Consider the following 22,984-nt stretch of genomic DNA (forward strand, 5'->3'; position numbering starts at 1 on the left):
TGAGTGGGTCATGAAATTAGAACTTCTAATTGCTTTTAAGTATCTAATACCAAGAAGAAAAAGATTATCTTCTGCCATTGTTTCTATATTTTCAATAGGCATTATTTCTTTAGTCACTTGGTTATCCATTGTTTTCATTTCTGTTATCTATGGTTTAGAACAACGTTGGATTCATGATCTTTCCCAGCTTCATTCTCCAGTAAAAATCGTTCCTTCATCTGTTTATTATGATTCCTATTACTATCAAATAGACAGACATGCTGACCTTTCTTTGTATACAACAAAGACAATAGGAGAAAAGCTCGCTTCCTCTCTTATAGATCCCTATGATCCAAATTTGGACTACTCTTTACCAGAAAACTTCCCTCTACCAGATCAAACTTCAGATGGGAAATTAAAGGATCCTGTAAAAATTGCTTTTGAAGTTCTTAATCCCTATCTAGGGCAAAATCACGCCCAACTTTTAGAGTTTGAAGAGGGCATTGGTTATGTACAGATGGAAAGAATGGTCGATCCTAACAAAACAGAATCGCGAACATTTTCTCAATTTATTGCCTATCCTTCTGATGAAGTGTATCAAAATCGCGTGCTTCCCTATGAACAAACAGATTATAGTTCCGAGATTTTAAACCCTTTTAATAGCTCTTCCGAAGGTTGGGAACAAGATTTTATACATTTGCAAAATACCTACCGAGGAGCTTCGATCATCTTACCTGTAAATTATCGCGATATGGGGTATCGCGTAGGAGATAAGGGGGGGATCAGTATTTTCTCCCCAGAAACTCAGAAAGAGATCAAACATCCTGTATATGTCATAGGCTTCTATAATCCTGGCTTATCTCCCATGGGAAGTAAAATTGTATTCATTGATATGGATCTAGCTTCTCAAATACGTTCAGAATCTACGGGAATCGGCATGCATAATGGCTTACATGTCTTCTTTCCAAACACTAAACTGATCACACCAATTAAACAGCAAATTGAAGCTATCTTAAGTCAAGCCGGTATACAGGAATATTGGGAAGTATCTTCTCTCTATGATTATCAATATTTCAAGCCTATTTTAGATCAACTACGTAGTGATCAAGTTCTATTTCTCTTGATCTCCATTATTATCCTGATCGTTGCTTGTTCCAATGTTGTAACTATGTCTATCCTCTTAGTAAATAATAAGAAGAAAGAAATAGGAATTCTTAAAGCTATGGGGACTTCTTCTCGTAGCTTAAAGGCTATTTTTGGTTTTTGTGGAGCATTCTCTGGAGGTATTGGTGTTGTTTTTGGAACAGCTTTGGCTGTTTTAACAATGAAAAATCTCTCAATAATTACTCAAGGCTTAAGTTACTTACAAGGCAGAGAAGCGTTTAACTCTACTTTCTTCGGTCAAGGTCTTCCTCAAGAAATACATGTGCCGACTATTTTCATACTCGGTTTAGGCACTTTAGTGTTAGCTGCTATTTCTGGATTATTACCAGCAAGAAAAGTCGCTAAAATGCATGTCTCTGACATTTTAAAAGCGGAATAGTTATGCCTCCTCTTATTCAAGCAAAAAATCTGTCTAAGGTTGTTCTACAAAGCAATCAAGATATCGAAATATTACGTAATGTGAACTTTAGCTTATATCCTGGGGAGGTAGTTGCGATTACAGGCGCTTCAGGAAACGGGAAAAGCACGCTCCTTCATCTATTAGGCACACTAGATACACCGTCATCAGGAGAGCTCCTATTCCTAGGGAAAAGAAAAGAACACTACAATTTATCAGCATTTAGAAACCAACATATCGGTTTTATTTTTCAAAACTTCTACCTATTAGAAGATGATACTGTAATCAATAATGTGTTAATGCCTGCAAGCATTGCACGACAAAATATCGCTAAAGGATCTCCTGCATTTAAAAAAGCTCTCGAACTCATAGACTCTGTCGGCTTATCTCATAGAACGCACTCTCGCTGTTGCAACCTATCAGGAGGAGAAAAACAACGAGTCGCAATCGCAAGAGCACTGATAAACAATCCCGCAATTTTACTAGCTGATGAACCTTCGGGCAATTTGGACAATCAAACCTCTGAATACATCCATCAACTGCTTCTATCTCAATCTCATGATTCACGTGGAGTGCTTATTGTAACCCATAATAAGCAACTCGCACGTCAATGTCATCGTGAAGGGGTTTTACAAAATGGAGAACTGATTTTCTAAGATAGCGTCGTTTTGATTCCCGTAGCAAAGTCTAAAGTATATCTAGGCAAACGCTCTAAAACTTCCTGTTCCAGTAAATCCATGGACCCGTGATAGCGCGCTTGTCTAGTAAAATAATTCATCAGCCTATCCTCAGGATTACGTATTCCTTGATTCAAAAGAGTTTCCTTATCCAAACCCAGAGCACGAATATCCTGCCACGTGGTAAGAGAAATCATAGGTTCATATAAATGATGTTTCTCATCTGAAACTTCTCCAAGGCAGGGGACAGCAAATTTTCGTATTCTTTGTTTATTCCCATCAAGAGCACAGAAATACCCCCAATCATCAGGACTCACACAGCGCACCAAATTTAATTGCTCCCAACAAATTCCATGTGTACAGATTTCTAACAGGGTATTTTGCATTTCTGAAAGGAATCTTGCGTCATCAACCACGGCATTCTCATCATGCTCTCTCTTTAGTTCCAAACAATCTTCCGCCACTCTCTGCTTTTCTGCAGATAATTCCTCATTGTTCCAATCGTTATTTTGAACATGAAAAGAAAATTTCTCGTAATCCTCCTTAGATACCGTCTGAGCAAGAAGATAGACATTTTCCGAAAAAATGGTTCCAGCATTATGACAGCATCCGGATGTTCCTAACCAATATGAAGCAATTTCTTCATAAGATGCCCCTGTAATAAAGTCTCTCTCAGGAATTTCTGAGGCTGATTGTATAAACTTTCTTAACCAATACAATGGACAATGTTGAATCAAGACTAAGTCTAAAGAAGCAAGATCGATTTGTTCTAGACTATCTACAAACTCTGAAATACCATGTTTATTCAATGCTATTTTTAATTTTTGAGTGAATCTACCTAAATAGTTATGAAAAGACATGTCCCTATCGAGGCTAGCCTGTTCTAAAGCATCGAGAAGTAGTCGTATCTCTTGAATAGTAAGTTGCTTTTTCTCAATAAAATCATAAAAAACAGGAGGATATGTATCCTTAAATGTTTCTTTAAGTCCTTTAGGGAGGTTGGATCTCAAATAGTTTGTTAGAATTGCAAAAACAAATAAAGCCAAAGCAATACTGCCAAAAATCCCAACCCAAATAAATCCTATAGGATTGGACATGATAATCGCTGGAATTAGAGCCAGTAGCAAACTGATAGAAGAAATAACAGCCATAACTATGGCTATAGTCATACGATCTTGAACTCGCTTATCAAACGAATAGGAAGCATGACAACGGCAATCGTTTTTAAAAAGGGAATGTAAAATAATTTCTGGCATAAAAAACACCCTAAAACGCGCTAGTTTTGATCTTGGAAATTATGATTAAGCTTATGAATTAGAGTTAAAAAACCCTATAACGAGACATCTGTAAACACACGCATTGAATTCAAAGTGTGTTTCCTATCCGAGGATTATAACAATCAAACAGTTCTACTAAAAACTTTATTGCAATAATGAGTTTTTAGTTCTTATGAAATTGTAAATAAGATTCTTAAAAAATAAAGAGAGAAGAGCAAAAACTCTTTCTGTAAAACAAAAAAAATAAATCTATCTTATTTTACTGTAAAATGTCATTTAATGTGACTAATAAATTGGAGTGAGAAATGCCTCCTTACACTATCACAAGCACATAAAAACAGATTTTATTTTCCTTTGAAAATATGATCTATTTACACTTGGAAATACATCTCTCGATTGCTTTTATTGCTTTTTATTTGGAAAAAAAATTGCACAAATTTATAATTCGTCCTTCTGATAAGGCGGTTATGTTACTATGGAAAAAAGAAAAGACACGAAAACAACCATTGCCAAAGCATCTGAAGCTCAGAACAAGTCTTGGTATGTTATCGATGCTGCAGGTAAAACCTTGGGAAGACTTTCTTCAGAGGTGGCAAAGATCTTGCGCGGTAAGCATAAGGTAACTTACACACCTCACGTAGCTATGGGTGATGGTGTTATCGTTATTAATGCAGAAAAAGTGCATTTGACCGGCGCGAAGAAAGGTCAAAAAATATATCGATATTACACAGGATATATTTCAGGAATGCGTGAAGTTGCTTTTGAAAATATGATAGCAAAAAAGCCCTCTTATATTATCGAGCATGCAATTAAAGGTATGATGCCAAAAACTCGTTTAGGCAAGCGTCAGTTAAAATCCTTAAGAATACTGAAAGGGGATTGTTATCAAGAGTTTAAGTCTCAGAAGCCGATCGTATTAGATGTTTAATTTGGGGTAAATTGTGGTAAAAAATACAATAGAAGAATCAGTAGCTACCGGAAGAAGAAAACAAGCTGTATCTAGCGTTCGCCTTCGTCCTGGAACGGGCAAGATCGATGTAAATGGAAAAGCCTTTGAGGAATACTTTCCATTGGAAATTCAAAGAGTTACTATCCTCTCCCCATTAAAAGTTCTTGGCTATTCCAATGACTTTGATCTAGTGATTCGTATTAACGGTGGTGGAATCCAAGGACAGGTTATTGCGACACGCTTAGGATTGGCTAGAGCTTTATTAAAAAAGAATGTTGATTCTAAACAAGAATTAAAAAGTCACGGTTTCCTTACAAGAGATCCTAGAAAGAAAGAACGTAAGAAATACGGACACAAGAAAGCTCGTAAAAGCTTCCAATTCTCTAAACGTTAGAGTTTGCCGTTATTTTCATCAAAAGCAAGCGAGAGTCTTATCGAATTTCATCGCTTGCTTTTTTTATTTTCGTCTAAAGTACTTTCCTAAAAATTTTCTAGCTAGTTTCTTTTCTAAAAGAAAATCTTTCTTCTTTTTGGCATTCCAAAAAATGCCTTTCCTTCTGCACTCAGAGTATAAAATTTGTCTTTCTTAAACTCTATATCGACGCCTAGAGAGAAAAGAACAACCTTTCCTAAATTTTGAACCGCATGAATCAAATGCGTCGGGTTTTTCTTTAACATTACGTGGGAAATTTGTGTATTCTGATCATTTTTTAAGAAAACAAAACCTCCTGGAGGGAGATCTTCGAAATACTCTACTAGATCACAATCTTTGAACTGATCTCTAGCATTTCTAGGGATACTTAATCCATGTGCTTGAAATAAAATATTTAAAAAACCAGAACAATCTAATCCATAATCTATTAAGGAGTGGTGGAGACATCGTCCTCCCCAAACATACGGAATTCCCAAGAAATTTTCAGATTCTTTCAGCAAAAGATCTATAGAGAACGGTTCATTACAAAAACGCACGTGGCTCACATTACAATAAGGGACTTCCTTATCCAGAGGGAGCTTCATTCTAATTTTCACCTCTTTAGGGAGGGATACTTTCCCTTGAGAATCTATGGCTAATGGAGACCCGTAGGGCAAGGGGATATGCCAAGGTTCTAAAAAAGCATCGAAAGACTTAACGATTGCATTAGGTAAAATATATTGAGATAGAAGAGCAAAAGATGATTGCGAGGATATATTTCTGACTGGATAGGGGCGCCAAAAATCGTGATCACGGATTAATTGCGAGTAGGCATAATAGGAGAGCTTACCAGCAAGTAAGCGCTCTCCAAACAATAACTGCGTCTCCAAATCTCCATGTGCAGATGAAAGATCCGAAACAGATGCATACAGTTGATAATGTTTCATCTTTCCTAACCATAATTAAAGATGTGCCCATATGGAGAATATCTAAAAGTAAAATTAAGCTTTTATGCAAGCTTCAATACTTTGAAAAACGTCATCAGGAGATGCCTCAGAAGGGATACGTGTTAATTTCCCTAGCTCTTGATAATAGTCGACTACAGGAGCTGTTGATTTCTCATAACCCTCAAGTCTCTTATGAATCACCTCTAGAGTATCGTCAGAACGACGAACTAATTTAATTTGACATGTAGGGCACTCACTAAATCCCTGACTTTGATTATACACATATTTACAAGAAGGGCATATGAACCGAGAATGAATCCTACGAATAATCTCTTCATTAGACACATCTAATTGTATGACACGATAATCAGCGTGAGATTGCACAAAAAAATCATTCAAAAGAATGGCTTGATCTAGAGTTCTTGGGAACCCATCAATAATACATCCAGACCGACACTCGGGTTGGTTTAAGGCTTCTTGAACCATACCCCAAACAATTTCATCAGGGACCAGACAACCTTGGTTGATATACTCAGCAGCCTTGATCCCCAAAGGAGAGGCTGACTCTATAGCAGAACGAAATAGTTCTCCTGAACTAATGTGGGGAAGCTTTAACAGATGAGCAAGACGCTGTGATTGTGTGCCTTTGCCCGATCCTGGAGGCCCCATAATAATATAAAAAACATTGTTTAACATAACTACTTGCAAATATTTAATTAAGCCACAGGATATTTAAATATATTTAGAATTTATACTCTATGCTTTAGATAAGCATCTGAAGTCTAAGAAAAATTTTAAAAGTCAAAATCCTAGGAAGAGAATAGAAAAATTCCCACCTATTTCGCAATCGTTAAGCTATAAAATATTAATTAAGTATAACTATATATATTGTGCATATGGTTTAAAACAATTTGAAATAAAGGGGGATTAAAATTATAATTTCTCGTTAATTTCCTTCTTATTAGAATTATAAAACCATGCATCAACCGATTTCTCATCTTTCTCCTAATAACCACATCCTTCATTTTTTCGGTTCTATTACAAGAGAAAAGTCGGCTGTTTATGAAATTTCACTACATAGGCATGGCCCCTTAGAGCATCTAATAAACGGAGGCTCTTCTCAAGACCAAGATATCAATAATTTACTCATTATAAATAATATCACAGCATTTACGCAGACGCTTTTTACTCAACAAAGGCCGGTTCCCGCTGCAGATTTGATTGCGGACTGTTCTATTTGTTTTCCTCGATCTCAAAGTAGTCCCTGTTTAGACTTCTCTGAAAGTCCGCACTGTTTTCTGGTGTTCATTCATGAACTCTGTAGCTTACTTAACAACATCTATCAAAATACATTCGGTAATGTCGTAAGAAGCGTTATCGCAGTTTGTTCCTTGGTAAGGAAGAGTTTCCTTTTCTACCGCAAAGAGAAACAAATTATCTGTTTTCTTAATAAGAATAACAACATTTCACCATTTCAACGGGGTGGGTATATCGCTTCAGCATCGGCGTTATATCATGCAAGAAAAGTCGCCTTATCTTTACTTGCTTGGAAAAGCGTTTCTCTGGTTATAAGCATACTCGCCGTACTCGCATTGATAGTATTTATTGTGGGATGCGTATTTACTTTTCATTCCCATAGTGTTTTTTCTGACGCGTTTTTCATGTCTCCAGCAGCATCTGCTCTTGGATGTGGGGGGCTAACCTTCCTGTTATTAGGTTTGCTGGCATCTTCTTATGAAAATTATAGTAAAAAACAGCGCCAAGCGGCTATAGATTCTATACACCGTTCTCTACTGAGCCTTTATATTAGTGACAACATTCGTGTATCTACCGAAGAGTCAGATCATTTTACTTCCTCGATCGCTAGGAGCTGTTTGAGTCACTACAGTGCACTTTTAGACCCCGTCACTTTCCCACCACACACAGAACCAGAGCATGAAGAATCTTTAGGAATCTTCGATTCCCATGAGATTGAGAGTACCTTCCTTGATTATTCTAGAGAGTTCATGACTTCTCCTGTTCCACCCCCGTATTCAGAGCGACCACCGACATATGAAGAGGTTATGGAAGAAGATAGAAGAAATAGACAAAACAATAATCAGCATACATAAAAATTGAGGTTATACCATGGCGTGCTATTTAACTTTTGGTAAACAAGATCTTAGTGATTTTTCAACCACTACAAAAGCGATGTGCGTAGCTTTTGATCTTATTACTTTCCCTGTGATCTCTGTAGTTATTAGTGTTGTATCTTGGGCTATTTTACTGATCAAAATAGTAGCAAAAACATTAAAATTTCTCGTCCTAGCGACGTGTTGCCGTAACCAAGAAACATCTCTCAGTAAAGTTTTTGGGGAAATAAAAACAGAAATTCTCTCTGAGCATCTCGTTCTTATTCCTTTCATAGGTGCGATTATTCACGGACTAGTGCTTACATATAAATTGGATGAAAATGATTATGCTTCTATTGGCACTTTGGATTCTTTTGTAAGTTTCATGGAAGGTTCTCCTCTCTATCTAGAACATATCGCCCGATGGTAAAGATCTTAAAGAATTAAGAAACTGTAAAGACTCGTAATGGAATAATAATCGTGAGTTAAAACTATAAATAGTCTATAATTCCGCGTTGATTTGTTTAATACGTTTAAGAAATCAAACTTATGTCAGCTAATTCTTTAAATAATAAAGTGGAGTCCACTAATTATGTCAGTTAGTTCCTTAAATAATAAAGTGGGGTCCGCTAATACCGAAGCCCGTTTTGCAATTTTAAATTTTACGGACAAAGGGGGATTAAGCTTCACGAGTTTAGATTCCAGGTCCCATGTTCATAATTTCTTAACACGACACGTGGAAGCAACTTCAGCGTCGATAAATAGTGTAGCTTTATCGGGAGTTCCTCTCTCTCCTGGTGTTGATGCCGAGGCGGAGTCCGCTTTTGCCATTATGACAGCTTCGAAAGCCGTACTCCATTGTATAGAACATGTACTCTGGATCCGTTTCTTATGTGACTTATGTCGAGGAAACACTAGTGGAGGCAGCAATTCAGACTCTATTTTTTCATCCTTTATTTTGGGTATCTTAGCTACTTTAGTTTTAGGAATTTTTGGTGCTTCTTTAGGATCTACTATCTTGAGCTCCATAAAAATCAATAGCGCCTCTAAGGAAATTTTTAGATTGAAACAAACGAATCGAGAGATCTCTTTAGATGTATCTTCATTCCAAGCTAACACTCCAGAAAAAGCGAAAGCAAAAGCTGCTGCTCTTGTTACCCTAGAAGCAAATAAAGAGTTAGCTTCTGCTTATAAAAACTATAGAGCTGCGAAAATTGGTTACTTAGTGTGTGCGATTATTTGCTCCATTGCGTTATTGGCCTTAGCCGCGGGAGCTATACTCGGTATTTTCTTCACAGGACCTTTAGCCACGGCTGCGATCTCTGCAGCAATTATTGGTTCTTGTGCTGCTGGGGGGAGTTTATTGTTTATAAGCTTTGTAAGTTTTGCAATCTCTTCTATTTATATGGCTAAAAAACAAAAAAGTGCTGTTTTACACTTAAATAAAGCAACACTGTACACTATGGTTGCAAATCAAATATCTCTGCATCCTGAAGAGTATCAGCGCAACATCTTTAGCCAGACTGTAGCACAACAATGTCTTGCGAATCAGCAGGCAAAACATATGCTGAGCTACTCAGAGCTCGCCTATGTACAGCAATTGGGTAGTAATAGAGGTCAGCAACCAGCATCATCCCCAAATCATACTACTCCAAGCGCTCCTCCTTATCCTGGTTATGCAGACGCTCCTCCAAGTTATGAAGACGCGATCCGTTCAGGGCAATAACTGCTTCCTGGATTCGTTGACCCTATAGGGTAGGCAAACTAGAGAATGTCTAGTTTGTGGAATGAGGAAATCGAGTCGAAGTCCTTCGAGTCGTAAGTATCAGGGGCAAGAATCCAAAATAGGGGAGTTTTCTCTTGCCCAATGAGCTCTATAGGGTAGGCTTCGCGCTGTTTATCTGAAGGGAAAAAGATACTTCTTACAATATCTTTCTTGTTTTCTCCCTGAACGTAGACAACGATATGCTTTGCCCTATAGGCAAGAGGTAGCGTAAAGGTCATTCTTTCTGTATCCAATTGAGGAACTCTTTGAAAGACGACAAGGCGCTCTTTTTCTTTTAGAGCTTCTGTATTCGGGAATAACGATAAGGTATGTCCATCTTGACCAATACCGAGCATAATCATATCAAAACTTGTATCAGGGACTGTACGTTCTATAATGTCTTGATACTTCTCAGCACCCTCAGGATTTTCGATTTCCATCCGGAAAATTTGTTCTTCCGGAATACGTAAATCCTGAAGAATACTCATTGCTTGGCCGTAATTGCTTTCTGAAGACGTATAAGGAACATTTCTTTCGTCTCCCCAAAATAGAAAGATCTTTGTAGGATCAGAAAGTTTTTCTTTATTTATTACGATGGACTTGAAGATCTCTAAAGGAGTTCTCCCGCCAGAAAGAGCAACATAAAAAGCTCCTCTTTGTTTTATCGACTTATTTGCACTTGCTATCCAATCTTTACTTGCTAGATCAATGAATAGCTCAGTTTTTTTCGTAAGAAGGAGTTTATTTGTGTCATTAAAGTTAACTAATGTTGCCATAATCATCTCAAAATAAAGTTATATTACAAAGGACGCCAACTTTTGCCATCGGCTTGTAGTAATTTATCCGCCTCTTTAGGTCCCGCAGATCCGGCAACATAATTAGGGAAGAGCACATCTGAAGAATCTTGTTCCCACTGCTTTAGAATTGGTGTAAAAAGCTCCCAAGAAGCCATGACTTCATCACTAGATGTAAAGAGAATCCTATCACCTAAAATGCAATCACAAAGTAATCTTTCGTAAGCTTCGGGGGCTGTTGTTTTAAAATAGGTATCGTAGCGAAAATCCATTTTCACAGGACGCACGACATTATTCATCCCAGGGACTTTACAGTTAAATTGCAAAGCTACGCCTTCATCTGGTTGTATACGAATAATGAGGAGATCATTTTCTATAGGACAAATACGACAAGATTCGGGTTCAAATAAAGTCGCATAGGACTTTTTAAAAATAATAGAAATATCTGTAGAGCGTTTAGCCAGACGTTTTCCTGCGCGTAGATAGAAAGGCACTCCTAACCAACGAGGGTTATCTATGAACATCTTCAAAGCTACATAAGTTTCTACCATAGAAGCTGGGTTGACATTTTCCTCTTCGCGGTAGCCAAGAACAGACACTCCTTGGACTTCTCCCGTGCCGTACTGACCACGGATGACATCATCTTTAGAAAATGGACGTATTTTCTTAAGGATGTTGATTTTTTCTTTTTTTATCTCTTCAGAATTGAATACGGAAGGGGGTTCCATAGTAAGTAAACATAAAAGCTGCATCATATGGTTTTGCACCATATCGCGAAGCATTCCGGATTTCTCAAAGAAATTTCCTCGAGTACCTATGCCTATGGATTCGCTAACGCTAATTTGTACGTGATCAATATATTGAGAATTCCAACAAGACTCAAATAGGGTATTGGCAAAACGTATCGTGAGGATATTTTGTACGGTTTCTTTTCCTAAATAATGGTCAATGCGATAGACAGAGTCTTCATCTAAATTATCGTCTATGTATCTTTGCAACTCCTTGGCACTTTGCAAATCTACGCCAAAAGGTTTTTCTATAATCACGCGTGACCAAGGTTTGCCTTCTCCTTGATCATGATAGAACAGTTTGTACTTATTAATATTTTCAATAATTTCGGGGAAATAATCTGGGGGTGTAGATAAATAAAATAGCCGGTTCCCTTGAGTTCCATATTGCTTATCAATCTCCTCAAGTCTTTCCTTCAACGAAGCATAGCCTTCCGCAGAAGAAAAGTTCGATTCGTGATAAAATATGCGTGATTCGAATTCCTCCCAGATACGGATATCGAGTTCTTGAGCGCGTGAAAAATTCTGTATAGCCTGTTTCATTTCTTCACGAAATTCTTCGTGACTCTTTTTTCTTCTTGCAAAGCCTACACAGACAAAGTTTTTAGATAGCCTGCCTTCTTTGATCAGATGGTATAATGCTGGAAATAACTTGCGTGCTGTAAGATCGCCGGTAGCACCGAAAATTACCATCACACAAGGGGGGCGCGGGGGTAAAGTTCTCCCACCATCTTGATTTTCATTACTTGTCATTTCCATCGTACTTTTGAGACCTCGTGACATAGCTAAAAATGTTTAGGATAACAAAAAAAGAATAAAAGTAACTATGGAGAAAAGTGCTTATTTTCGCACAGACAGGTTCTAGAGGCATAAACTACAAGACATTTACGGAGGATACATCCTAGAGCAACTTAAAAACATTTTAATCAGTTCCTTTATGTTTTCATCGTTACTTTGAAAGATTAAGAGGCTTTAACGTAGCGAAAATCTACGACTCCGGTAGGGGAAAAGTGGAAATTGGATAACTTTTTGTTTGATGCAAAATGAAACGCATCGTGGTAGATGGGTTCAATGATATGAAAAGTTTCTAGATATAGCGATGCTTGTGAAATCAACTCACGACGCTTATTAAGATCTCTTTCTTCTTGAATCTTAGCGAGAAGAGTTATGTAATCCTTATGGTTCACTACATAAGGAGGAACTCCTGAAGGATGAGCAAAAATGGTGAGAAATGCCATAGGATCAGAAAAATCGGCAAACCAGCCTCCAGTTGCCAAAGAGAAATGCCCCGATGCTAGTTCTGTTTGTAAAAGTGCAAATTCTTTTCCTGCTATGGAGATAGAAAACCCTAGGGTATCTTTCCACTGTTCTCGAATTAATTGTACCATTAACGCGCTGGCCGAAGAGCCGGCAGGAAAGACCAGGGAATGACTTTCTAAATCTTTTGCTGAGATATTGAGCTCTTCTAAGGCCTCTTTAAAAAGTTTCTTAGCAAGCTGCTTACGCTGTTCTCTCGTAGGAAGATCTAAATTTGGGTAGGTATGTAAGTTATTTGGGAGCAAATGTTGTGCAGGCTTTGCTCTATCTAAAAAGATTGTGGAGACTAAGGATTCCTTATCTAACGCTAAAGACAGGGCTTTCCTTAGCTTTGTGTGATTCAGGGGGAATTTATTGATATTAAAGGTTAGCCAGGACGTCCCTGCAACATCGAAGGAATGTAGGTTCCCTGTAGACTGTAGGCGAGAAAGAGTTTCTGTAGGGATACGTTCTCCCCAAGGAGGACCTTGCCAATCTAATTTGCCTTGATTAAACAATAGGGCAGCGGTATTGGGGTCAGGGACAAAATGTACGGTAATTTCTTGAGTTTTTACTTGTTCCTGGTTGTAGTAGTAAGGATTTTTTTTAAGACGTAGCCATTGTTTTTGTTTGATCTTTTTAGGATAAAAAGCACTACTCGCAATTGGCAAGGTTTGGTGTAACTCGCGTTGCTCCTTATGCACCGGAAAGAAAATAGGTAATGCGAGAAGCTTCAGAAAATGTGAGGTTGGAGATTCTAACTCAATGACTAAAGTTTTCTCATCCTTTGTATAAAACCCTACATGCTCTTCAGAGAGCACGCCTTGCTGTATTTGCTTAACATTCTTAATAGGATCAAAAGCAAAATTATACACACTAGAAACTTCTTGTCTGACCACTTGTTTCCAAGAAGCAATAAAATCTTCTGATGTTAAAGGATCTCCATTACTCCAATATGCCTTCTTTAAATAAAAAGTATAGGTCTTGCCATCATCAGAAAGAGAGTAGCTCTCAGCAAGTGCGGGTTCTAGATTTCCTGTGCGTGTATTTTCCTGAACCAACCCCTCATAAATATGCTTAATTAAATTAATATCAGACAGTAGACGAACTTCGCGAGGATCTAAAGAGCGCGGGTCGTCTTTCATGTTGATAGAAAGGTGGTCTTGAGATTTGCGAAAATGTTGACATCCATGCAGCATTAGGGAAGAGGAGATAAGGAAACCGAAGCAGATTCCCATTGATATCTTGCGCATGGAGTAATTCCTGAAGTGATTTTTTCTGAGAGAAATAGCTCTCTTCCTAATCCTGCTATCATCGCAGCATTATCTGTACATAACTTAGAAGAAGGAAAGTATAAAGGCAAATCTAGAGTATTTTTTAATAAGCTTTGGAAATACTTATTGTTTGCTACTCCCCCTCCAACGAGTATAGATCTGCACGAAAATTTTTTTACAATATTAGGAAGTTTTTGCGCAATACTAGTGAATGCGGCTTTTTGAAAAGACGCTGAAATATTGTTCTTTTGACTTTCAGAAAGCCCTGGCAGTGGGGTACGATGATTACTGTTATTTCCCTTAATTGCATAAAGAACAGCTGTCTTTAATCCACTAAAAGACAAATCATAACCGGGAACTTTGGAAGGAGAAAAAGGATAGGAGGATTCACAGCCGTGAACTGCGAGTTGTTCTATTAAAGCTCCTCCGGGATAGGGCAAACCCAAAAAGCGCGCGACTTTATCGAAAGTTTCTCCTATAGCATCATCTCGGCTTTTTCCGATTAACTTATAAGTTAAAGGGTCTTCCATCAAAAATATGGCGGTATGAGCTCCAGAAACGACTAGACCTAATGCAGGGAATTCCACAGAGCTTGCTTCCATGTAGGCGGCGTAAAGATGCGCCTCAACATGATTTACTCCAATGATAGGTTTTTGACATCCCACAGCCAGACCTTTAGCAAAATTCACGCCTATAGCTAGAGAACCTATAAGTCCTGGTGTATGTGTGACTGCAAACAAATCAATATCTTCTAAAGAGACGCCTGACTCTTTTAAAGCAGATTGCACCACAGAGGGGAAAACTTGAAGATGGGCTCGAGAAGCTAGTTCAGGAACTATGCCACCATAAGAAACGTGATCCTGTTGGGAAGAGACGACATTGGCTACAATTTTCGCATTAGCATCTACTAAAGCACACGCGGTCTCATCACAAGAGCTTTCCAACCCGAGAGTAAGCATAAAAACCAAAGAAAAATATCAATTAGTGTTCTATAGTAAAGGGGTCTTCTGAATATCAGCAAGGAAAACTTCAAGAGGCAAAATGAAAAAGAATATGGCAGTTGACGAAGCTTTAAAAGAAATTTTAAGCCGAGAAGGAGCTTCTACTCAGGAAGAAATTTGTCAAAAACTATCTTCATTGGGGATTGCCATGACACAATCCTCCGTTTCCCGTTGGCTAAGGAAAGTTCATGCAATAAAAATCCCTGGGGAAAAAGGAGCACGTTACTCTCTTCCACCGTCTGTAGGTGAGTCAAATATCAAACGCCTAGTCTTTTCTGTTCGTCATAATTCCTCTTTAATTGTTATCCGCACAGCACCTGGTTCTGCTTCGTGGATAGCCAGCTTAATTGACAATAGGTTTACAGAAAGTATTTTAGGAACTTTAGCTGGGGATGACACAATTTTTATCACGCCGATTTCAGAGTCAACAATTTCCTTAATAGCCAAAGATATAGAAAACTTCTTGCTAGTTTTTTCTGATTAATTGCATGATTATGCTTTAATCGTAAATAAATATGCGCTGCTGATTTATGGAACATTGGGTTGCTACAGCAAGAGTACTGCTACGTGGTTGTGGTTATACGTTATTTGTTAGCGGAATTTCCATACTCTGTGGCTCCTTTCTAGGTTTAATTATCGGAACAATGACATCGCGTTATTTTCCTTGCCGCATTACGCGATGGCTAGGAAATCTCTATGTCACTGTGATCCGTGGCACGCCTCTGTTTATTCAAATTCTCATATTTTACTTCGGTTTACCATCGATAATTAGGTTGGACCCTACCCCCTTAATGGCGGGATTAATTGCTTTGAGCATCAATTCTTCTGCCTATCTTGCTGAAAACATTCGTGGTGGGATTAATGCCTTATCAGTAGGCCAATGGGAATCCGCGAAGGTTTTGGGCTACAAAAAGTCGCAGATTTTCTTTTATATCATCTACCCACAGGTTTTTAAAAATATCTTACCTTCTTTAACAAATGAATTTGTTGCATTAATTAAAGAAAGTAGCATTTTGATGGTTGTAGGAGTTCCTGAACTTACTAAAGTAAGTAAGGACATTGTTTCTCGCGAACTCAATCCCATGGAAATGTATAGTATCTGCGCAGCCTTATATTTGCTTATGACGTCATTGTTTTCTTATGTAGCTAGGTTGCTTGAGAAGAGGGAGGGCGTATGACTGTTAAGGTTAGAAATCTTGCATATTCCATAAACAACAAGCATATTTTATCGAAAGTTTCCTTCTCTTTAGAAGAGGGCCATATTACTCTTTTTGTTGGTAAGAGTGGTTCAGGGAAAACAACCATATTACGCGCACTTGTAGGGTTAGTAGAACCTACAAGTGGGGATATTTCCATTGAAGGGGAATCCCCGGCATTGGTTTTTCAACAACCAGAGCTTTTTCCTCATATGACAGTGTTAAATAACTGCATGCATCCACAAATCATCGTTAAGCATAGAAGTAAGGAAGAGGCTAAAGATAAAACCTTTAATCTTTTAAAATTCTTGGATATCGAAGATATCGCGAATAGTTATCCTCACCAACTCTCTGGAGGGCAAAAGCAACGTGTGGCTATAGTTCGCTCTCTATGCATGGATAAGCGTATCCTTCTTTTTGATGAGCCTACATCTGCATTGGATCCTTTTTCTACCTCTGCGTTTAAACGTCTTTTGGAATCTTTGAGAGACCAAAATCTGACCTTAGGTGTCTCCACCCACGACATGCATTTTGTTCAAGGATGCTTAGACCGGGTATACCTTGTAGATCAGGGAGAAATTATAAGCACCTATGACAAGCGTTATGGTGATTTAGACGATGAGCATCCTTTAAATCTCTACTTGAATTCTGGAAAATAGTGGTGGGGAGATATACAGCTGCTCATAGCAGCTGTTGCATGATTTAGTAACGTCGCCAACTACAGCTGTATGCTGCTTGTATGATATAAAGATCTTCAGCCAAGGCTCCTTCTTTAACATTCTCTAATTGTATGGATACTCCGCCACAGTGTTTAGGAACAGTAAATACGCGAGCATTTCCAGCGGGAAGTTCGACAATATCATAGTTACACCCTCCTATCGTGGTTATTCCCACGCGATGCAGAGGCATTTCTATAGAACTCATATTTCCTTGCAACTCTTCCTTTGAGTTCCAAGAAGGATAATCATAGTAAATCTTAAGCTTTATACAGGGGCGACTATAATCTAGAATTGAGGGGATTAGAGCTTTCAGAGTAAGCTCCCAAGTATAAATTCCTGGATACTTACCATAGAACACATCGTCGTCAAGTACAAAACAGCTTTGCTCTTCATCAGATAAAGAATATTGAAGAGAATTCATAGGGAATTTCCCTGAAAATGTTGGGCTTTTTGCTCCCCAAGTAAATCCTAAAATACCCTGAGAAAGAAGTTCTAGAGGTAAGGGGTGTTCTACCTCGTGACTCAAACCTGTAGAAGAAAAAAGATAGGCTTCCGTATGCGTAGTTTGTGGTTGTACTGGAGCCTCTTCTGCTACTTTACAAAGATGTTGAGATTCCAAATATTTCTCAAGGTATTCTAAAGATATAGCATCAGAGCGTTCTCTAGGGTTGGCTAATCCTGTAATTCTATAACCATCCATATCTACAAGACCACGAAATTTCCCACCGGAAACTGGCATCATTTGAAACGTCAATGTAGTTATAGAGTTGTCATGATTTTTGACCTTTTCATGAGTTTCATGCAGTTTATCTTCTATAGGGCGCAATTTTGAACTTAAGTACCCTACAGAAGCCGCGTAAGAATCTTTAGGGTTTTTAGGCGTTTCAAGACCTGAGATCGTATGACGATTCATATCTATATTTCCTGTGAGCATCCCACCAGATATAGGCAAGAATTTCTGGTAGATCTCTATTAACACTTTCTGAACAAGGTAATTATGATCACTTAAAGAATCATCAATACCTTCTTCTATCAGGATCTTTAAATCGTTCAATTCTTCTAAAAGACCATGAAGAGATATCTTCATGAGACTCATATCTGTCTCTAAATCTTGAACTTTTTCATCAGTTTTCTTTGTATATAAATAATCTATATCTTTGGTTTGCTTTTGTAAAATCGTCTTAATGTCCTGTATATCCGTATAAATCTTATTGAGATCTAAGTTCACAGCATCCTTAGTATCACCCTTGATTTTTTCCACCATAGTTATAGTTTTTTGAATCATAGAAGATAGAGGTTCAGTGTTCTTGGAGACCGGATTAAAGAAAGAATTTCGTCTTCTCATAGTTTTATCTCATGCGAATAATTAATTATAATCCGCATATTAATAAAACAATTTAATTAATAAATGTTTTATTTATTTGTTTATAAAAGAAAAACAAAAGATTAATTTATTAAAACTCTCTATTCTGAGGGCTCTTGTTTTTTTTCCCAAGGTAAAGGTGATACCGTTTGTGGAGGAGTGGGATCCCCCAAAGAAGAGAAAAGTTTATCAGCTAGCGTGCTAAACGGACTAGCAATAGTATAACTCTTTAATAGGGCAATACGCGCATATGCAGAAGACCAGTCGACTTCTGGAGACGAGATCGACCCACGAATTTTGATAAGGAAGAAGTTTTTAGTTTTTAATGAAGTATTATGAAAATATTTCTTAATGATTTCTGGATCGATCCCCAGCGTCATGAAAATCCTATCTTTAATCATATCAGTTTTACCCCATAGAGCAAGGCGTATGCGATTATCTATTAAAGCATCAAAACGTTTACAGATAATCGTTCCTTTTTGAACTGAAAAAAATATAGGAGTGAACCATGACTCAACGAATTGTTTGCTTTCTTCAATATCAAGGAACTTAAAAAGATCATACATAGTTCCCGTATTGGCTATGGAAATTTTCCCAAAGTCTAAACTTGCTGCTTGTATGCGAAATTCTTCAAATGAGTAAGGGGCTATGGGAAGATAGAAGTTCTCTTTACTTACCTGGAGTAAGACAGGATGTTGTGAATACGCATTTCCTGAGATTAATGGGTTAAACTCTTTGAAAAACGCTCTATTAATTTCCTCATTAATATGTAGGGTAGCCACAAGATCATCTTCTAAAAGAATAGACTGTTCCTTTAAAATGAGGGGAATATACGCTTGGAGATTCGTTGAGTCTACCTTTACCGTTATCGGTCCTTCCCCCCTGAGGAAATGGTGGTTGATAGACACGTTAATCCTTGGCCCGGCCAAAGAGAGTACTTTAGTTTTTACACTAGGGGAGATAGGGAAGATTCCTGTAATGAACGACGAAGGAATATGCTTCCACTCTGCAGTTTGTTCAAATTCCCTTTCTGAGGGATTTAACAGGTGTTCTACAGAACCTTGTATGAGAAACTCTGCAGCTGTTTTACTTTCTTGGCTAGGGACAAGACAACTTCCCTGCAAGTCATATTCCACTTTAGTATCTAAATTACTCGAATATATAGATCCTGAAAGGTTGTTAATGATAAATGTTTCCTTCGAAACATGATCATAGAAAATCATGGGATTTGTTGATAAAGATCCTTCGAAACCGCCTTCTGTGAGTAAGGAAAGACAAGAAAGCCCTGATTTTTGCTGAGCACAAGAAAGCTTATAAATATCTAATCGAGCAATAGCGGTTCTGTGTAGTGTACATAAAGGAAAACATGAGGCCTTTTCAAAAAATCCCAAGTAACGTTCTGGAGTGATTTCCCATTGTAGAGTCCCTTGAGTTTTTGAAGACAGAGTTAACGACTCGTCCATGATCAGTTTCACATCACCTTTAAGAGCTTCTGTTTTAAAAACTGAATGAAGAATAAGCCTATCTTCTTCTTTGGGATTGTATAATAGGGAAAATGTCATATCTCCAGTAGGTCCAATATAGGTAGATAGACACGCTTCTTTTTGCTGAATTCTAAGAATCCTATCGATAGGAAAGTCAATAACCTCGCCAGCACTTTGGATTTTAATATTATTCATATCGATCGCTTTTTCAGGATCTACAACAGAAACTAAAACATCAGGAATAAGAATCCTTGAAGGGGGAGCTAAAGGATCTTCAGGATCTTCTATCATGAGTTGTAGATTTCCTTTAGTTAAAGATCGTCCTCCATCAGTATGTAAAGAGAAACTCGCTTTGGTAAGCTGTAGAGGAACTAACTTGGAGGAAAACAAGCTTAAGGGTAGCGAGCTGAGCTTCCCATGTATTAAAGTTGAGGAAGTCTCAGGACGTATAGGCTCATTAGGCTTTCCAAATTTCCCATGTATGAAAACTTCGTTTTCTCCTGCCGTGATTTTTCCTGAAAACTTAGGAAAATACAGGTGCTTTTGCGCTATCTGAACTTTTCCTGAAAAGGTAGCTGAAGCGTAAGAAAACTGTTGAGAAAACTTCTTTCTCCAGTTTTCCTCAAGATGATACGTAGCACTCCCTTGAAATAATAGAGATTGTAGAGTCCCTGAATATGAACAGTCCATTTTCAGCAAGGAATTATCTAGGTGTGCTTCAGCTTTTAATTGCGAATTTTTATATTCACCGTGAATTTCTAAAGAATAGTAAGGAACTTCTAAAGGTATATTAATGACGAACGGCCTAGGAAATAGAGCGCGTAAATAGGTATGAGGCAACATATTCTGTTGAAGAATAAATTCCGTGCGTTGTTTTTTACTATCTATAGTCATTATTCCATGCACGTAAGACTGAGCAGCGCCTCCAAATACAGCTACAGAAGATCCACGGATATGGGTATAGCGAGTCGATTTTTTAATACTCACTTCTACATTTTTTATCTGGACAGAAAGGTTAGGATCTTTAGGAGATAAGGCAACTAAAGGAAGACTTGCCTGAAGATTAGCTTCTATATTTTTCCATTGAGTCAAGTCTAAGGGGATTTTGGCATTAGATATATGCGCCCGGATATTCTGACTAGAAATTTTCGTAGGGAAAGAAAGCACTTCAGAACACAACAAAGAAGCGATTTTTGGCTGTAATTCTATAAATGAAGAGCCGCCTTCTACAATATGGAAAGTCGACTGATGAATATACCCTTGCAACTTAGCTTGGATTTGACTTCCCTGAGCCGTTGCTGTCATAACGATTTTACCGTTATTGTGTGCAGCAACAGCGTGCAAATCGATAATATCCTCTTCAGAAAGAATACGATCTACAATAGGCGAGGCTATAAATAGCTTAAAAAAGGAGGCGGGGACAGAATGTAATTCTGCAGTGATATTGACTTTCGGTGAGAATACGCTCTCTATGAAGACTCTTCCTGTAGCGTTGTCTTCTGTAACCACACCTTTAACCAGCAACTTCTCTGGTGTCTTCTCCACATAAAATCCCGAGAGAACTAGGGTTTGCCCTTTAACTGTCTTCATAGTTATGGACCCATGTTCTGAAAGTATGGAACTATGAACTAAATAAGAAAGAAATACTCCTGGATCCAAATTCCCTACAGAAGGTTGTTCTATAGACAAGGATTCATCCACTTGCAATGACCAGCCTGACAAGGCTATAGCCTTAGGACGCTTATAAAGAAGTAGCCTAAGTAAAGACCCATCAATTTCTATCTTTTCTGCTGAGAAGAATTCTCCTGTTTTATTTTTCCCGATAACTTTAACCTTCTTAGCAGACTGAGGCCCTAACCAAGACAATTTCAAGTCTTCAATATCACACGAAAGCCCTGTTTCTTTGTGGATCAATGATAGAAAAAGGTATTTCCCAGATCCCTCAGAAAGTAATGAAGGCAGGAAATAGAAAAAAGTTAGGAAAATTCCCAAACTTATGCTTATCCCTAAAGTCTTATACCAGGATCTTCGTTTCATTTTATCTTTCCGGCAATATCTGTAAGGGTTAGGTTGTGAGGACTTTTCGTTGCTTGATCAAACATATTTTTCAGACTATTCTGTATTAAACTTAGCGCCGCGTCTGGATGAATTTGATTAAATGTTTTTAGGTGAAGAAGTTGCTCGACTATGTCTTTAATAGTGAGGCCTGAAATGTTATGAGTAGGCTTATACGCTCTCTTATGAAAGAGAATTAAACCTTCATTTTCTAAAATATCTAAACATTGAGATATCTCCCCAATGGGAATCTTCGAGTTTTTCGCTATAGTCTTTGCCGTAGGAGGTGTAGAGGCCTGATCAAAATCTTTCGATATCACGGAAAGAATATAAGTACATACCACAAGTTTAATGTAGCAATTGGGGAGGTATTGCTCTGAAGGGAAAATAAAATTACATCCCTGATTTTGAATGAGAAACGTAAACGCTCCTCCAAAAAGATAAATCATCGCATAAAGATAAAGTAGAAGTAAAAATGAGGGTAATGCGACCAAAGCTCCATAAGTAAAGCTGTAGTTAAATAAGTAGACCTGCAGACAAAAGAATACCTTTTGAAACATGATCCAGATAGTCCCTGCTGTTAAGGAAGCAATGAGTGCTGCTGTCTTTTGTACAGCCACTCTCGGCAAGAACGCATAACAACAAAACAAAGCTAAATAGATAAAAAAATAGGGGGTAAGACGTGAAAATACATATAACGCAGTAATCGAATGGCTTAAAGAAAATAGTCTAGCGTACTCCACAGGCATGATTTGTGTAATGTAAATCCAGGACCCACAAACAATAATGAAAATCATTGGGCTAACTAGCGTGATGATTAAATAAGAAATCAATCTCTGGATAGATATAGGCGTCCATCCAGTTCTAAAAATCTTATTCAAACCATCTTCTAAAGATAAGAGCATAAGAATCCCTGCCCAGCAAAAGACAAAGAAGCTTCCTACCAATACTAACCCTATAGTACTCGTTGTGGAATGATAAGCAGCTTCAACAATCGCCAGGATAGGTCCTTTATAATCAGGGAACTTAACAAGAAGCCATTCCTTCCAGTCCAGATTTGCAAAAAGATGTTGGGATAGCCTTAAGAAAAAGACGAGTATGGGTATGCAACTAAACAAACCGTAATAACTCAAAACACAAGCTTCTTTAGAAACCTCATTTCTTAATAAAACTCTAGGAGCTAGTAGGAAAGACATAATGATACGATTATTTCGAAATCCCGACTTTGGATTCTTTTTTTTTTTTGAAAATAGCGAGAGTTTTCGAAACATAGTTAAATCAAATAATCATTTTTTACTTATTTTAATAAAAAGTGATTATTTAATACTAAGTTAAT

The 22,984-nt window shown here is 37.8% G+C and carries 20 protein-coding genes; 10 read left to right on the top strand and 10 right to left on the bottom strand.

Translation table 11 applies throughout. The features are described 5' to 3' along the window. Positions 1 to 10 precede the first annotated feature (10 nt). Together FI836_RS00295 and FI836_RS00300 are read left to right on the top strand one after the other, a co-directional pair. Positions 11 to 1,522, top strand: coding sequence for an ABC transporter permease (locus tag FI836_RS00295; protein ID WP_006343204.1), 1,512 nt, complete (start codon positions 11 to 13; stop codon positions 1,520 to 1,522). Between the two features lie 2 nt (positions 1,523 to 1,524). Further along, positions 1,525 to 2,196, top strand: a complete 672-nt coding sequence (locus FI836_RS00300) for an ABC transporter ATP-binding protein (RefSeq protein ID WP_006343205.1) — start codon at positions 1,525 to 1,527, stop codon at positions 2,194 to 2,196. On the opposite strand, the gene FI836_RS00305 is transcribed toward FI836_RS00300, so the two are convergent. Beyond that, positions 2,193 to 3,473, bottom strand: a complete 1,281-nt coding sequence (locus FI836_RS00305) for a DUF1389 domain-containing protein (RefSeq protein ID WP_006343206.1) — start codon at positions 3,471 to 3,473, stop codon at positions 2,193 to 2,195. The genes FI836_RS00300 and FI836_RS00305 overlap by 4 nt on opposite strands. A 496-nt stretch (positions 3,474 to 3,969) precedes the next feature. On the opposite strand from FI836_RS00305, the gene rplM reads away from it, so the two are divergent. Further along, positions 3,970 to 4,422 carry a 50S ribosomal protein L13 gene (gene rplM, locus FI836_RS00310; RefSeq protein ID WP_006343207.1) on the top strand — a complete coding sequence of 151 codons (453 nt, stop codon included), beginning with the start codon at positions 3,970 to 3,972 and terminating at the stop codon, positions 4,420 to 4,422. Between the two features lie 13 nt (positions 4,423 to 4,435). Then, entirely contained in the window at positions 4,436 to 4,837 is a 402-nt protein-coding gene (gene rpsI, locus FI836_RS00315) for a 30S ribosomal protein S9 (protein WP_006343208.1), read from the top strand. A 113-nt stretch (positions 4,838 to 4,950) separates the two neighbouring features. Here rpsI and FI836_RS00320 read toward each other — a convergent pair whose 3' ends face one another. Then, positions 4,951 to 5,802 carry a C40 family peptidase gene (locus tag FI836_RS00320; protein WP_006343209.1) on the bottom strand — a complete coding sequence of 284 codons (852 nt, stop codon included), beginning with the start codon at positions 5,800 to 5,802 and terminating at the stop codon, positions 4,951 to 4,953. 54 nt (positions 5,803 to 5,856) lie between these two features. After that, the gene (locus tag FI836_RS00325; RefSeq protein WP_006343210.1) at positions 5,857 to 6,498 is read right to left on the bottom strand and encodes an adenylate kinase; all 642 of its coding nucleotides are present in this window, start codon (positions 6,496 to 6,498) and stop codon (positions 5,857 to 5,859) included. Positions 6,499 to 6,779: 281 nt separating this feature from the next. Here FI836_RS00325 and garD (FI836_RS00330) point away from each other — a divergent pair, with 281 nt between their 5' ends. The 3 genes from garD (FI836_RS00330) (at position 6,780) to garD (FI836_RS00340) (ending at position 9,639) form a co-directional block, all read left to right on the top strand. After that, positions 6,780 to 7,913 (top strand): inclusion membrane protein GarD, encoded by a 1,134-nt coding sequence (gene garD / locus FI836_RS00330; RefSeq protein WP_006343211.1) that lies wholly within the window; start codon positions 6,780 to 6,782, stop codon positions 7,911 to 7,913. Between the two features lie 16 nt (positions 7,914 to 7,929). Continuing rightward, positions 7,930 to 8,343, top strand: a complete 414-nt coding sequence (locus FI836_RS00335; RefSeq protein WP_006343212.1) for a hypothetical protein — start codon at positions 7,930 to 7,932, stop codon at positions 8,341 to 8,343. Positions 8,344 to 8,505: 162 nt separating this feature from the next. Then, positions 8,506 to 9,639 carry an inclusion membrane protein GarD gene (garD, locus tag FI836_RS00340; protein ID WP_032742277.1) on the top strand — a complete coding sequence of 378 codons (1,134 nt, stop codon included), beginning with the start codon at positions 8,506 to 8,508 and terminating at the stop codon, positions 9,637 to 9,639. Between the two features lie 38 nt (positions 9,640 to 9,677). Here garD (FI836_RS00340) and pgl read toward each other — a convergent pair whose 3' ends face one another. The 4 genes from pgl to tsaD all read right to left on the bottom strand — a co-directional run bounded on the left by pgl (position 9,678) and on the right by tsaD (position 14,789). After that, a complete protein-coding gene (gene pgl / locus FI836_RS00345; RefSeq protein ID WP_006343214.1) occupies positions 9,678 to 10,454 on the bottom strand; it encodes a 6-phosphogluconolactonase in 777 nt (258 codons plus the stop codon). Positions 10,455 to 10,477: 23 nt separating this feature from the next. After that, on the bottom strand, positions 10,478 to 12,019 hold the full coding sequence (gene zwf / locus FI836_RS00350) for a glucose-6-phosphate dehydrogenase (RefSeq protein ID WP_014943846.1): 1,542 nt from the start codon (positions 12,017 to 12,019) through the stop codon (positions 10,478 to 10,480). Positions 12,020 to 12,222: 203 nt separating this feature from the next. After that, positions 12,223 to 13,809, bottom strand: coding sequence for a peptide ABC transporter substrate-binding protein (locus FI836_RS00355; protein WP_041460078.1), 1,587 nt, complete (start codon positions 13,807 to 13,809; stop codon positions 12,223 to 12,225). Beyond that, positions 13,755 to 14,789, bottom strand: coding sequence for a tRNA (adenosine(37)-N6)-threonylcarbamoyltransferase complex transferase subunit TsaD (tsaD, locus tag FI836_RS00360; RefSeq protein WP_006343217.1), 1,035 nt, complete (start codon positions 14,787 to 14,789; stop codon positions 13,755 to 13,757). Before tsaD ends, FI836_RS00355 begins: the two co-directional genes overlap by 55 nt. An 82-nt stretch (positions 14,790 to 14,871) precedes the next feature. Here tsaD and argR point away from each other — a divergent pair, with 82 nt between their 5' ends. From argR to FI836_RS00375, 3 genes are read left to right on the top strand one after another with little or no spacing between them, the layout of a single operon-like run. Then, entirely contained in the window at positions 14,872 to 15,315 is a 444-nt protein-coding gene (gene argR / locus FI836_RS00365) for an arginine repressor (RefSeq protein WP_006343218.1), read from the top strand. A gap of 46 nt (positions 15,316 to 15,361) precedes the next feature. Further along, positions 15,362 to 16,009 carry an amino acid ABC transporter permease gene (locus tag FI836_RS00370; RefSeq protein ID WP_006343219.1) on the top strand — a complete coding sequence of 216 codons (648 nt, stop codon included), beginning with the start codon at positions 15,362 to 15,364 and terminating at the stop codon, positions 16,007 to 16,009. Beyond that, positions 16,006 to 16,686: an amino acid ABC transporter ATP-binding protein gene (locus FI836_RS00375; protein ID WP_014943848.1), complete on the top strand. Its 681-nt coding sequence runs from the start codon at positions 16,006 to 16,008 to the stop codon at positions 16,684 to 16,686. Before FI836_RS00370 ends, FI836_RS00375 begins: the two co-directional genes overlap by 4 nt. Positions 16,687 to 16,729: 43 nt before the next feature. Here the strand turns inward: FI836_RS00375 and FI836_RS00380 are convergent, their stop codons facing one another. The 3 genes from FI836_RS00380 to FI836_RS00390 all read right to left on the bottom strand — a co-directional run bounded on the left by FI836_RS00380 (position 16,730) and on the right by FI836_RS00390 (position 22,919). Beyond that, entirely contained in the window at positions 16,730 to 18,091 is a 1,362-nt protein-coding gene (locus FI836_RS00380) for a hypothetical protein (protein WP_014943849.1), read from the bottom strand. A gap of 119 nt (positions 18,092 to 18,210) precedes the next feature. Then, entirely contained in the window at positions 18,211 to 21,630 is a 3,420-nt protein-coding gene (locus FI836_RS00385) for a hypothetical protein (RefSeq protein WP_041460079.1), read from the bottom strand. Next, entirely contained in the window at positions 21,627 to 22,919 is a 1,293-nt protein-coding gene (locus FI836_RS00390) for a YhjD/YihY/BrkB family envelope integrity protein (RefSeq protein WP_139934549.1), read from the bottom strand. Before FI836_RS00390 ends, FI836_RS00385 begins: the two co-directional genes overlap by 4 nt. Positions 22,920 to 22,984: the final 65 nt, after the last annotated feature.

It is taken from the genome of Chlamydophila parapsittaci, assembly GCF_006385615.1.
GTDB lineage: Bacteria > Chlamydiota > Chlamydiia > Chlamydiales > Chlamydiaceae > Chlamydia > Chlamydia psittaci.

Bases quoted from the DNA above. Each gene is read 5' to 3' on its own strand.
- FI836_RS00390 (WP_139934549.1), bottom strand. From the start codon at position 22,919: ATGTTTCGAAAACTCTCGCTATTTTCAAAAAAAAAAAAGAATCCAAAG.
- FI836_RS00355 (WP_041460078.1), bottom strand. From the start codon at position 13,809: ATGCGCAAGATATCAATGGGAATCTGCTTCGGTTTCCTTATCTCCTCT.
- FI836_RS00370 (WP_006343219.1), top strand. From the start codon at position 15,362: ATGGAACATTGGGTTGCTACAGCAAGAGTACTGCTACGTGGTTGTGGT.
- FI836_RS00295 (WP_006343204.1), top strand. From the start codon at position 11: ATGAAATTAGAACTTCTAATTGCTTTTAAGTATCTAATACCAAGAAGA.
- zwf (WP_014943846.1), bottom strand. From the start codon at position 12,019: ATGGAAATGACAAGTAATGAAAATCAAGATGGTGGGAGAACTTTACCC.
- pgl (WP_006343214.1), bottom strand. From the start codon at position 10,454: ATGGCAACATTAGTTAACTTTAATGACACAAATAAACTCCTTCTTACG.
- tsaD (WP_006343217.1), bottom strand. From the start codon at position 14,789: ATGCTTACTCTCGGGTTGGAAAGCTCTTGTGATGAGACCGCGTGTGCT.
- FI836_RS00305 (WP_006343206.1), bottom strand. From the start codon at position 3,473: ATGCCAGAAATTATTTTACATTCCCTTTTTAAAAACGATTGCCGTTGT.
- FI836_RS00385 (WP_041460079.1), bottom strand. From the start codon at position 21,630: ATGAAACGAAGATCCTGGTATAAGACTTTAGGGATAAGCATAAGTTTG.
- garD (WP_032742277.1), top strand. From the start codon at position 8,506: ATGTCAGTTAGTTCCTTAAATAATAAAGTGGGGTCCGCTAATACCGAA.
- FI836_RS00335 (WP_006343212.1), top strand. From the start codon at position 7,930: ATGGCGTGCTATTTAACTTTTGGTAAACAAGATCTTAGTGATTTTTCA.
- FI836_RS00325 (WP_006343210.1), bottom strand. From the start codon at position 6,498: ATGTTAAACAATGTTTTTTATATTATTATGGGGCCTCCAGGATCGGGC.
- argR (WP_006343218.1), top strand. From the start codon at position 14,872: ATGAAAAAGAATATGGCAGTTGACGAAGCTTTAAAAGAAATTTTAAGC.
- FI836_RS00320 (WP_006343209.1), bottom strand. From the start codon at position 5,802: ATGAAACATTATCAACTGTATGCATCTGTTTCGGATCTTTCATCTGCA.
- FI836_RS00300 (WP_006343205.1), top strand. From the start codon at position 1,525: ATGCCTCCTCTTATTCAAGCAAAAAATCTGTCTAAGGTTGTTCTACAA.
- rplM (WP_006343207.1), top strand. From the start codon at position 3,970: ATGGAAAAAAGAAAAGACACGAAAACAACCATTGCCAAAGCATCTGAA.
- garD (WP_006343211.1), top strand. From the start codon at position 6,780: ATGCATCAACCGATTTCTCATCTTTCTCCTAATAACCACATCCTTCAT.
- FI836_RS00380 (WP_014943849.1), bottom strand. From the start codon at position 18,091: ATGAGAAGACGAAATTCTTTCTTTAATCCGGTCTCCAAGAACACTGAA.
- FI836_RS00375 (WP_014943848.1), top strand. From the start codon at position 16,006: ATGACTGTTAAGGTTAGAAATCTTGCATATTCCATAAACAACAAGCAT.